The organism is Chitinophaga deserti (assembly GCF_003149455.1).
In the GTDB taxonomy this organism is placed as follows: domain Bacteria; phylum Bacteroidota; class Bacteroidia; order Chitinophagales; family Chitinophagaceae; genus Chitinophaga; species Chitinophaga deserti.
Map to the genome: position 1 here is coordinate 376,502 of NZ_QFFK01000001.1, position 12,453 is coordinate 388,954.

The 12,453-nt window shown below is 46.8% G+C and carries 8 protein-coding genes; 1 reads left to right on the plus strand and 7 read right to left on the minus strand.

What is annotated here, in order from left to right:
• Positions 1-50: 50 nt before the first annotated feature.
• The 4 genes from DEV76_RS01395 to DEV76_RS01410 form a co-directional block, all read right to left on the minus strand.
• Positions 51-1,688, minus strand: coding sequence for a RagB/SusD family nutrient uptake outer membrane protein (locus DEV76_RS01395; protein ID WP_109694353.1), 1,638 nt, complete (start codon positions 1,686-1,688; stop codon positions 51-53).
• 20 nt (positions 1,689-1,708) lie between these two features.
• Entirely contained in the window at positions 1,709-4,963 is a 3,255-nt protein-coding gene (locus DEV76_RS01400) for a TonB-dependent receptor (RefSeq protein ID WP_198651904.1), read from the minus strand.
• 229 nt (positions 4,964-5,192) lie between these two features.
• A complete protein-coding gene (locus DEV76_RS01405) occupies positions 5,193-6,401 on the minus strand; it encodes a FecR family protein (protein WP_109694357.1) in 1,209 nt (402 codons plus the stop codon).
• Between the two features lie 116 nt (positions 6,402-6,517).
• Positions 6,518-7,150: an RNA polymerase sigma factor gene (locus tag DEV76_RS01410; RefSeq protein WP_109694359.1), complete on the minus strand. Its 633-nt coding sequence runs from the start codon at positions 7,148-7,150 to the stop codon at positions 6,518-6,520.
• A 496-nt stretch (positions 7,151-7,646) separates the two neighbouring features.
• Here DEV76_RS01410 and DEV76_RS01415 point away from each other — a divergent pair, with 496 nt between their 5' ends.
• Positions 7,647-9,155: a hypothetical protein gene (locus tag DEV76_RS01415; protein ID WP_109694361.1), complete on the plus strand. Its 1,509-nt coding sequence runs from the start codon at positions 7,647-7,649 to the stop codon at positions 9,153-9,155.
• Between the two features lie 293 nt (positions 9,156-9,448).
• Here the strand turns inward: DEV76_RS01415 and DEV76_RS01420 are convergent, their stop codons facing one another.
• Genes DEV76_RS01420 through DEV76_RS01430 form a run of 3 tightly spaced genes read right to left on the minus strand, consistent with a single transcriptional unit; the run spans position 9,449 to position 12,140 of the window.
• A complete protein-coding gene (locus DEV76_RS01420) occupies positions 9,449-10,459 on the minus strand; it encodes a CBASS cGAMP-activated phospholipase (RefSeq protein WP_109694363.1) in 1,011 nt (336 codons plus the stop codon).
• Positions 10,460-10,465: 6 nt separating this feature from the next.
• Positions 10,466-10,918 (minus strand): hypothetical protein, encoded by a 453-nt coding sequence (locus tag DEV76_RS01425; protein WP_109694365.1) that lies wholly within the window; start codon positions 10,916-10,918, stop codon positions 10,466-10,468.
• A complete protein-coding gene (locus tag DEV76_RS01430; RefSeq protein ID WP_198651905.1) occupies positions 10,908-12,140 on the minus strand; it encodes a nucleotidyltransferase domain-containing protein in 1,233 nt (410 codons plus the stop codon). The genes DEV76_RS01425 and DEV76_RS01430 overlap by 11 nt, the downstream gene beginning before the upstream one ends.
• Positions 12,141-12,453 lie beyond the last annotated feature (313 nt).

The window sequence follows — 12,453 nt, forward strand, 5'->3', positions numbered from 1 at the left end:
TTTCGCCAAACAGGCCACAGCCGCTATCAGTTACTCATATTGCATAGCTGTTATTTCCACAAACTATGCTGGTCTGCTTTGGGGTTAGATTTCAGTTCACTTGCCGGAATCGGGAAGAAGTAATGCTTCGCACCGAATACGTTTGCGCCCTGCTTCTCGCGGGACTGCAATACCGGCGCCAGCTCACCGGCAGTTTTATGCCATCTTCTGAGGTCGTATACGCGGTTCTGTTCAAAAAACAGTTCCAGCAGCTTCTGGTGATCGATTTCCTTCATTATTTCAGGCTTGCCCGGCAGTTCGCCGGCAGTTTTATCGGGCAGTCCGGCTCTTCTGCGGATGCGGTTGATATCGTTTATCGCCTTACCGTTGTGCCCGTTCTGCACAGCGGCTTCTGCACGCAACAGCAGCACTTCCGCAAAACGGAATGCTCTGAAGTTGGCGGTAGAGGGAGTAGCGCCCCAGTAATTATCCGCATCCTTCACATTGCGCCATGCATTGGTTCCTTTTTTAATCAGGAAGCGGCCGTAGGTTACAGTATCTAATTTGGTACCGGGATGCAGGCGCACGATGGTGGAGATGGCAGAAGTCCACATCCTGTCAAAGGACTGGTTATCGTAGAAAGTGGCATCCGGTTCGCCAAGCACCGAGCGTTTCCACATCATGGAGGCGTACATCCGTTTATCGTATTTGGTATCAGACCCTGCGGGGCGCGGCTCTTTCACAAATTCACGGACCATATAATTCGATGGTACATATTTGAACCAACCGCCTGCCGATGGCGGACCGATGAATTGCGGCAGATAATTGTACATGGGAGAGTTGGCAGACTCCACGCTCCAGGCGCCATATTGGTCACCTATTGGGGCAAAGGTCCATTCGAAAACGGATTCCACATTAAACTCATTCTTATCCGTGAAATTATCCTCAAAATCAGGCACCAGATCATACGCATAGGGTGCGGCATTCAGCAGGTCGAGGGTGTTTTCTGCCTTTACATAATCTTCTGTAAACATATAGGCTTTTCCCAGGTAAGCCAGCGCGGCACCACTGGTGGCACGGCCCTTCTCCTTAGCATCGCGCACAGGAGGTAATACTCCTGCTGCTTCAGAGAGATCGCTGATAACAAGTTTCCATACATCTTCCCTCGTTGCGCAGGGGGCTGCATACCCGTCAGTAGTTTCTACCGGAGCGGTTCTGAGCGGTACGCCTCCCCAGTTGGCCGCAAGGATGAAATATGCAAGGCCGCGGAGGAATTTAGTCTCGGCAGTATACTGTGCTTTTTTAGCACCGTCCATTCCAACACCGTCTATCTTAGACAGCAGCAGGTTTGCCCGGTGAACTACCTTATACAGGTTGTTAAAAATATCATTGAGATCACTGTTGTTCTCATCATTGGTGAAGCTGGCAACGCCCCAGGTGGCAGGCTCTCCACCCGGAATGGTAAACACATCATCTCCCAGCGAGTTGATATCCTGAATACCCGTAAAGGCGCCCCAGTACCCGTACAGGGAAGGGCGAAGCGGACTGTATGTGGCAGCCAGTGCAGACAATACGCTGTTCTCATCTTTCCAGAACATCGTCTCGGTTACTTTATTAGGATCGTTCTGGGTAAGGAAATCCTTTTCATTGCAGCTCATGGCGGAGAGCAGCAGCGTTAATGTTGCTATATATTGATATTTTCTTTTCATGGTTCGGATCAATTAGTCAGTTAAAAAGTAAGGTTCAGGCCAAACAAAAAGGTACGGGCCAGCGGATAAGCATCCCACGAATCATCAACACCACGTACCAATGCGCCACCGCCGATATCCGGGTTATAACCTTTGTATTTTGTGATGGTGAAAAGATTTTCACCGGAGGCAAATACCCTCACTTTTTCAATGCCATACTTTGAGATGATGCGCGACGGAAGGCTGTAGCCCAACTCCACCCTTTTCAAACGCATATAGGAACCGTCTTCCAGCCAGCGGTCAATATTGCTGCGATTATTGTTGTTAGGGTCGGCCAATATGAATCGCGGGAAGTCGCTTTTGTTCTCCGGTGTCCAGGCGTTGAGTACGCTGGTGGAATAATTGGTGACTTCATTCATTTTCTCCATCCACTTCTTCCGGGCGTTGTAGATTTTGTTACCTCTTAATCCTTCCAGGAACAGGTTCAGATCCAATCCCTTCCAGGACATGTTGGCGGAAAAGCCCATGGTAATACTGGGGAAAGGGCTGCCCATATACTGCTCGTCCTTATTATCGATGATACCATCTTTATTGAAGTCTACAAACCGGATATCACCGGGTTGGGCACCGGGCTGAATAGGTGCGCCGCCTTTATTGTGAGCCTGTACTTCTTCCTGAGACTGGAAGATGCCATCCGTTTCAATCAGCCAGAATCCGCCGATAGGATACCCTACTACCGCCCGTGAAATGGAACCGAACTCCTGTCTTCCCGAACCGATATTAATGGCGTCCATTTTATTGGAAACATGGGAGAAGTTCAATCCAAGCCGGTAGTTCAGGCTGCCGCTTCTATCAGCGTATTCAATAGTGGCTTCGTATCCTTTATTATCAATAACACCCGCATTTAAGGTAGGCGAGCCGGTTTTCCCTACAGATGGCGGGAAAGGTACATTCAGCAGAACGCCTTCGGTTCTTTTATTGAACACATCGAAGATCAGGAGGAGTTTATTTTCCAGGAAACCGAAGTCGGCACCGATGTTTGTAATTTTAGTCTCTTCCCACGAGAGGTCAAGCGGAGAAGCATAGCCGCTGGCGGTGGCACCCGGCCATAGCTGACCGCCCTGTACGTAGTTTAGCCCGCTGGTGATGCTGTTCTGCGTCAGATAGTTCCCGATTTCCTGGTTGCCCAGCACGCCCCAGCTGCCGCGCAGCTTCAGGGAATTGATCCATTTCCTTGCACCGGCGAAAAAGGCTTCGTTATGCACATTCCAGCCGAGAGAAAAAGAAGGGAAAGATCCGTACTGGTAATCCGTTGCGAAACGGGATGATCCATCGCGCCGAACGGAAGCGGTGAACAGGTAACGGGAATCGTAAGAGTACATGACACGGGCAAAACGCGAAACAATGGTATTCACACTGGCGCTGCCACCATTCTTTTGTGATGAAGCAGTACCTGCACCGAGTACAAAAGTACCATCGGGAAGGTCGTCGCGCTGAGCATTAAAACCGTTGTAAATGTTCTTCTGCGCCGTATATCCCAATAGCGCGTCGATGTTATGCCGGCCTAATTTCTTATTGTATCCCAGCGTGTTTTCCACCAGCCAGGAATTACTTGTGGAAGTACCTTCGCTCAGATCCGGGATGGCGTTTCCGGCGTTACCATCATGGTAAATACCGGTGTAAAAACGATTACTGCCATGGGCTTCCGTCAGCCCCACATTGAATTTATACTTCAGGCCTTCGATCAGCTTCACTTCTACAAATGCATTGGCCAGAATGGAGAGGTCTTTTGAAGTGTTGTCGATTCTTTCCAGCCGGGCGATGGGATTGGAAAGATTCTTCATATACGTAGGTCTTCTGCCGAACCCGCCCATATCCTGGGAAGGATCATATACCGGCACCGTGGGCGGAAGCATCAGGGAGCTGCCTACGATACTATGCGACTGGTCTCCGCCGCCGGGGTTGTTCCGGGTAATACCGCGTTTGATGATAACGGTTTCCCCCACACGGATACGGCCTTTTTCATATTCCGTTTTCACCCTGAAATTGGCAGCCGAATAATGAGTATTCAGGATCGTGCCGTTTTCTTTGAGATAGCCGCCAGACAGGTTATAGGTAAAGTTTTTCGAGCCGCCGCTGAAATTAATGTTGGTACGTGCCAGCATGGCCTGCCTGAAGATTTCTTCCTGCCAGTTGGTATTGATCCCGTTATAAGCCGGGATCCCGGGCACATATTTACTCATCAGCGTGGTCCACTGTTCACCGTTCAGCATGCTCATTCTCCTTGGGATAGACTGCACACCTACCCAGCTGTCTACTTCCAGCCGGGGTGGAGCTTCTTTCCTGCCTGTTTTGGTGGTAACGATCACCACTCCGTTTGCAGCACGGGAGCCATAGATGCTTGCTGTTGCGGCGTCTTTCAACACTTCGATAGACTCCACATCGTTGGGGCTCACACCATCAATACCACTTACGAACACCCCATCCACTATAAAGAGGGGGGCGTTGTTCCCCAGGGTACTCATACCGCGGATGGTGATGACCATACCTGAGCCAGGTGCCCCGCTGGCCGATTCCACTGATACACCGGGAACACGGCCCTGAATGGCAGAACTGATATTCTTCGATACGTTAGGGCTGATCTCACTTACGCGTACCGAAGAAACGGCGCCTGTAATATCTTTCCTTTTCTGGGTGCCATATCCAACCACCACCAATTCTTCCGTCAATACTGTTTTGGGCTTCAGGGCCACATTCAGCGCCCCTGCCTGCGACACGCTTTTTTCCGCCACTTCATATCCTACGTAGGAAATCACCAGCACCCCGCCGTTGTCCGGCAGCTGAAACGTGTAATTGCCTTTGGCATCCGTACTGGTGCCCTGTGAAGTACCTTTCAGCATCACGGTGGCGCCTATCAGCGGCTCATTCGTTACAGCATCCGTTACCTTTCCGAATACCTGGATATTAACCACGGCAGCAGGTTTTTCCGCAGCCTGCTCTTTCGATTTTACGGAAAGGATGATCGTATTATCCACAATGCTGTAGTTAACACCTTTGTTCTGCAGGCATATATCCAATACCTCTTTTAATTCCATCTGTTCCACCGACAGGGATACCCTGCTGGCATCTTCCAGCATTTCAGTATTGTAGAAAAAAGTATACCCGGTTTGTTTCCGGATCTCCTTAAACACCTTTGTTAGCGGCGCATTGCGCATGTTGAGGGTCAGTTTCTGCGAGTAAGCCGTGGCACTTACCTGCATGACCAACACCAATAGCAAAAAGGCAGTCAGTTTCATAACTTTCAGCGTTTTTGCAAACACCGGATCATGGAGGTGTTTGCCAGCATCTCTAAATAGCATAAATTTGAAAAGTTTAGGGTGAGCATTGAGCTGTTTACGTCAATACACGCAAATGTGCCAGCCAGACAAATTCTGCCGGGAACGTTGCCTCGTTCCCGGTTTCATTTTACCTGGACACAATCCGTGGAAATTCTGGTTGTTTTATCCTCTTTTAGTTGATATTTTTTTATTCCTGAACATCGACAATTATCTGCCTGCCATCAATCGTAAACCTGATGCCGGCGGTTTTCAAAATGCGCAAAGCCTGTGATAACGTGGACAGCTTGCGTATAGAACCCGTATAATGCTTATCCGGTATAGGACCAGAGTATTTAACATCCACATCGTACCAGCGCGATAATTGCCGCATTACGGTGGATAAATCATCATCATCAAACTCAAACATGCCTCCTTTCCAGGCAATTACCTTGTCTACATCCGCCTCCTCTACTTTCATCTGCCCGTTCTTCCTGGAAAGAACAGCCTGCTGCGATGGCAACAGCACCACATCCTTTCCATCCGGTGAAATCACTTTCACCTTTCCTGTTACCAGCGTGGTATTGAGAGCACTTTCATCCTCATATGCCATGATGTTAAAACCTGTACCCAGTACAGCTACTTTTAACCCGTTCGGCATTTGCACGAGGAATGGCTGGGTGGGATTTTGCGCCACTTCAAAATAAGCTTCCCCGGTAAGGTAAACAGTTCTGTCACTGCCATTGAACCGGGTGGGGAATCGAAGGGAGGAGCCCGCATTCATCCAAACGCGGGAACCATCCGGCAATGTCACTTTATATTCTCCGCCGCGCGGGGTGGTGAGGGTATTAAAAATCAACTCCTTTCCTGCTCCATCAGCGGCATTGTATACCAGCTGGCCTTTATTCTTACCGATCCGCGTTCCGTCTTTTTCCTCCAACCCCTGTTCACTCAGTTCGTCCAGGTTAATGGCTGTGCCGTCTCCCATTAACAGCTGTGCCCTGGTGCTGCCGGGTTGTACATCATTCCCGTGCGTGGTTGCAACCGCCTTTTCCGGGGCTGTATTTTCATCATTATATAACAGCTTCCAGCCTGCAACCGACACTGCCAATACTAAAACCGCAGCTGCTGCTACACGCCACCAGCCCATACGCCGTACAACCGGCTTTGTATTTTCCTGTTGTGCAACATGCGACTGCAGCAGGCCACGGAAATGCGCCACCTCTGCATCCAGCCTTCCCTGGCTGGCGTTCAGCACATCAAACAACCGGCAGGCTTCTTCGAAGGGGATTCTTTTCTCCGGATTGGCAGCCAGCCAGGCTTCCCAATACCGCACAGCTTCCACATCGGCCCCCATACGGTAACGCAGGAAAGAATCATCCAGCAGGAAATCTTCGGCTATGTTGAATTGTTGTGCCATTGTTACGATTAGTATGCTATTGTGTAAGAAAAGGGCATTTATTCCCAAAGAAAACGGAACTATTTTCAGATTTTTTTTGGAGCCGGGAGCAATAGCGGCTCTTCGGGTAACGGGAGCTACCGCAAAAGCAGGTAAAACAATAATACAAGGAGGCCGTCAGACAGGCTCTTTAATGCCGCAGCCAGTGTATTGTAGGCGGTTTTGGTGGTAATACCGGCTTTTCTCCCCACTTCTTCCATGCTCAGCCCGTCAAAAAAACGCAGCTGTACCAGTTCTTTCTGCCGCGGAGTGAGCGTTGCCATGGCACGCCTCACCTTTTCCTTTACTTCATCGGAAGCCTGCATCGCCACAATACATTCTTCATAAGAAAGCTCAAATCCTTCTGTACTGTGAAACAGGTTGCCAGCTGCCTCGGTACGCTTGCGGTCTTCCCGGATGTCTGAAAATATCCTCCGGCGCAGGTAAGTGAGCAGGTACGATCTTATATTGGCGACTTCCGGTAGCTGGAGGCGGCGGTCCCACAATTCGAGGAAAACATCATTAATAGCATCGCGTGTACGTTCGGAATCGCCACATGTGCGGATGCCGTAGTTCAGCAGGTAAAAGTAAAGTTGTTCGTATAGACCAACCAGCGCCTCCTGCTCACCAAGGCGCATACGGTTCCATAATAATACCTCTACAGCACCGTTTTGTTGTCCGGCGCCGGTATTCAGTGATTCGTGGGATTGAATTGGTCGCTCACCGTTCATCAGTAATCATCAATTTCTTGTAAGTAACCGGGAATTGGAAGCTTCAATCAACCGTAAATCGGTGTGGAAGGATATAGGCGGAGGCATGCTTACCGCGCGGAAAAAACCGCTTCAAATACTTGATTTTCAAAACGTTTATCATACCCGTGAAAGTGTTGTTATTTTGGTTGCTAACTGTATATAGACGGTCGGCCGAGTTTATTGATTGCCAAGATACTTTTTTTTTTGATCGTTCCTGTTTTAATGGGGAAATGGGTAAGGCTCAGTACTTATGATTGTTGCCAATCGAATTTGTGTACAGAATAAAGCTCCGTAAAGCAAAAGAACATTCTGGCTGATATGTATGTATCAATATACTTTCATTTATGGGGCAAACCGGAGAGTGGAAGAACCTGGTACTTATTAAATTTATCAGGTGCAGGAGTTTTAAAATTCAGTAACATCCAACTTTTAAAGATTCGTTATATCTTCCGTTTTCAAAGATCCCCTATAAGCTATGAATAAGTTCCTACTGGCGCTATGCTTCACCAGCCTGTCCGGCTTTGCCCAACAACCGGTTATGGAGTTTCCCCAACAATTCTATACCGTGATGCTCAACCACGGCTTCTACGACATCTATTTTCAAAAGAATAAGACGCAGGACCGTTTCTCTCTTGTTATGCGTGACATCAGGACCTCCGGTTATATGCAGGTGGATAATACGTTTAAAATTCTAGACACTTTCAAAACGGACACGGACAAAAAGTTTTTCAATGGCCATGGGGATACCTATGTGGGCGGAACTGTTGATGGTAATAACTATAATTTTATCTATACAAATGGATTCAAGGCTACGTTTAACAAAACCCGTGTTTTTAAACTGGAGATAGTCGATTTTGAAAAAAAGAAAGTAACGCGTAGGACTGCATTTGAGATCCCTAATGAGGAAGAAGATGTGTGTTTCTTCAGCAGTGAAAATAGGTTTTATGCCATAACCGCCCTTAATGAAAGCAGCGAGCTGGTAATCCGTCGGATGAATGAAAAAGGCAAAGTAACCACTAAAAGAATCCGGGTGCGGGTACCGGATGGACAGGAAAAGAAAAGGAGGAAACTTTCCGGCTACCTGAAAAGAACTACTGTTATACACCATGATGATGCAGCAGACTTCTCTCAGGCCAGCGGTGGTTCGAAACTATTCACATCTCCCGGAAAAATACGCCTTATAGTTAACGGCGGCGACCTGCCCCCTCACCTGTTAACGATCGATACAGAAACGTTTAATTTGAAGGAGCAAACTTTCCCCCACGAGGAGTGGATAGGTAAAGAAACCCGTATCAATTCATTTGTAGCAAACAACAACGTGTTTTCCGTAGTACTTGGCCGTGATGATATCCGCATTGTGATGTTCGATGCTGAAAGCGGGAAACTGCTGGGTAACAAACAGATCAATGCAGCTAACTATTCATCATTGGTGACGGAACCGGCTGTTACTGAAACGAGAAAAGGAAAACGTATCAGTGAAAAAGAGGTAGGCAGCTTTGCAGCCCTCATGAAGGAATTGCATAAGCATGACGGTGGCCTCATGGTAACACAGGAAACAAAGGATGGACTGTACACCTTAACCATTGGATCGTTTGAATACATTCCGGTTCCTTCCGGAGGAGGCGCAGGTAGTGGTTACTCAACTACCCCATCTGGCTTTAATAGCACAAAAGTCGGTGGCGCCCCTGATGCTCCCGGAGCGGTGATGTACTATAACCCCGGCAGTCCTGCGTATTCCTCTAATAATGCAAAGCATTATACCACAACCCGATTCCGGTTACTGGTAGATCCGGCCAATTTCCAGTTTAAGCCCGGAAAGACAACGCTGCCCATATCTGATCAGATCAAAGATTTTCAGGAGAGTCTCAACCTCAAGAAAACACATACCACTATTCAATTTAATTTAGGTTCTAACCGCTATTACGGTTACTATGATGGGAAATCCGAAATATACAGAATCATTCGGATGGATAAAAAAGAATAAGATGGTTACTTACATTTCCTGATGCAATAAGTACATTTAATTGATTATTATATACATGTAACGAAAAGGTACACATTGCGAGCAAGTTTTTGACATCTTGTTAGTCCATAGATATCAGTAAAAAACATGCACTTGCATACTTTATTTAGCGCACCTTAATTGACAGATAGCTCTCTTTCTTCTCAGATGAGAAACGATAAACAACCAGCATATGTAAATAATAAATAAAATTTACATATGCTGGTGAGAGGAGTAGTCTGGCTAATTAGCCCCAATATCCTAAATGCGCCGGATCACTCTAAAATTTCCTTGATCACGTGGTGATTGTTATGCTGGAAAACCTGTAGTGCCTTTTCGCTTAGTTTGTCGAGTTTAATCAAGTTAGTCTCATCCAAGGCTACCAGACAAGTTTTATCCAACGCGGTATTTACACGTATATAATCAAAATTTTCACCTTCCAGTTTACCAATTCCTTGGTGTTTTAGGCTTATTAGATTTTCTACCTGTTGCGACTGCCCTTGCATAAAAACATCTATGATACGTTTTTTCCGAAGCCAGTAACCCAAGCCCCAGCATGACCTTGAACAACCATCAGCAAATTTATGATGACCTGTTCCAATGCTTAGTATCTTCAGATCGCTTAGCGAACGACCGAATGCCTTTTGCGCCTCCTCGATTGCGATCACGGTTGGATTATTTGAGAATACCCCACCGTCAATCTTATGATTGAATGACTGTTCATTTCCATTAAGATCGGCGTATGTCGCGCTGTAGGGGTTAAAGAATGTCGGTGCTGCACCTGTTGCCATTGCTGCAATGTAAGCAGGGATGTGGTAATCCCTTACAAAAATTGGATGGTATTGATTTTTGAGTATAGACGGACGGCCTTCCATTAAGTCGTAAATGGGAATGCAAACATTCGTTTTTACGTCGGCCAACCTCGGGTCCTGGCCATTAAAATTGGCCTGATAAGTCTGACGCACTAATTTTTCCAGATTTGTCCGTTTGTATTTGGCTTGAAAAATCTGCCGAAGAGGCCACCATGGTCTGCTGAATATAGTTGATGCGTTCTCACGGTAGAGTTTGTGAATCTGTGCTGCAGGAATACCCAACGCAACACTGAGCGCAATGATACCTCCAGTCGAGGTCCCGGTTATTAAATCAAAGTGCTGGTATAGATGCGGCTTGTCAGGGAAGTATGTAGGAAGCACTGCTTCTAACTCCATTAAATATTTGGCTGGAAACACACCTCGTATTCCTCCGCCATCAATGCTCAAAATTCTAAATGTATTCTTATTGCTCATTTCCTGTTAAGTTAAGTGATCACCTTCATTAGTGCCTTCCTGTTCAGGATCGTCGTGTTCAATGCCTCCACCGAGCCATTCGCCATCAGTAAGTAGCCAATGTTCGTAGTAATACAACCAATCCGTGGCCCATGGTAGGATGGTTTTTACGAAAAACATACTCGGATCCCATTCCCGTTCTACCGGATAGTATAGGCAGAGCTTCTGATTCGGCGTACTGTAAACATGTGGAAGTTTTGTCTTTCCTTTCGCTAGTTTTAGCTTCGGAGAAATCACAAAGACACCAACCCCTGTCTTTCGACTGTAGGTCAAGCGGAGTTTATAAAGGGGACTGAGAGAGGTTGGCTGAACCCACCCCTCCCATGCCAATCCTTGCTCACCGCTTCGCGTCACCGTGCTGCCCGGAAAATAGGAACGCAGTGCGCCAGCTTGGTGCATTAAACTAATTCTATAGCTCATTACTTCCGTGGAATTTATGATCTGGGACAGAGGTTCTGCCAGATGTACCCAGAATACCAGTACCTGCAGCCATATACAGACCACCATTTTCGCGAAGAGTCCTAGTTTCGTTGCCCATATTAGCGAATACAGACTTTACTAGACTCTCTCCAAACGGCTTTTCTATTGCCTCTTTAAGTCCGAAGATGGTATCCTGTTCTGCAATGAGCGCAATATCTTTCTTTACCTGACGCATCCACTTCCAGAAATTTTCTTCTTTTTCATGGCAGGTGGGCCATTTGTCTGCAAAGTTTTCCATTGGGTTTACCGGATTGCCAATCCAGTAGTAGTAGTGCTGGTTCACCACATCGTATTTTTTTTCTATATATCGCTCCATTTGAGCTACAACGTTCTTAAGAGCCGACAGTACATCATCCTCTCCATTATAAGCCCAGGCAGCCAGCGTAGTGATAATAATAGAAATGGGTTTATTATCCGCCTTTTTAAACATTATGTCACGGTGTCGTTTCAGGATTTGAACAACGCGCTGTAGGGGAAGCTTTTTGTGCTGTTGCTTTGGAACCGGCTGAATAGCTTCATAAAGCACCAATGACTTACGAAGGGTAGTAATTTGCGAGCGATACTTAAACCAGGCAGCAAACCCGAACATGTTGCTTGATGGCCAATTGAGGATATCGCTGCTTGTTTTGTAGTATGGATGAAGAGTATCGGTGATCCGGATGGCCATCGCCTGAGCATTAGCCATGTCCCCGTCGTCCATACTTTTTTCCAAAAGCTGAAAAAATCCCTGCCCTACAACGGAAGGAAGAATATCCAAGTGGAAACCACGGCCCTCTACATATTTAAGCGTCCAATTTCTTCTTCCTTCAGGTCGAAGTAATTTTGCATAAAGCTTATGATCGCGTAAGCGGTTACCTATTGCAGCTTTGAGGTTTGCTTGCGTCCATCCATCCATTACTCCGGAAAGCCGGCATACCAGATCGATATCCAGATCATCCGTTTCGTTCACCGGCTTAATCATAGTACCCAAAAGGAAGGAGCCTTGAGGCTGAATTTCAGGTCGGAGAATAGTCAAGGGTGAGCCCTCGGCTGCCAGCCAACCACCAACTGCCTCATAGCTCTCAACTGCTCTTTCATACTCAGTTGGTGAAATATCCAATCCCTCACCTAAGCCGTTTAATACGGCGGAAATTTGTCTTTCTTGTTCTTTATTTATTATCATTTCTGATATACGTTTTGTGAAAAAATCCCCACTGCGACAACCGGATTGCCGCAAAAATCTATTTAAACACACGTTTAACACTTGAGTGTAAGCAAAAGCATCCTGAATCTAAGGCAGAAACCATAGAAAATGGCAAAGGATAGATTGCTGTAGTAGGAAGTAATGGAAGTGTTACCTTGGCATTGCTGTTGATTTGGTTTGTCCAGCGATTGTCTGTCGGAGCTAGAATTTGCCGAACATGGTTGGTCAATCAGATTTTATTTGTAAGTTTGACCAGAACAACCTTAATTTCAAATGGGAGAACAGCCCATCG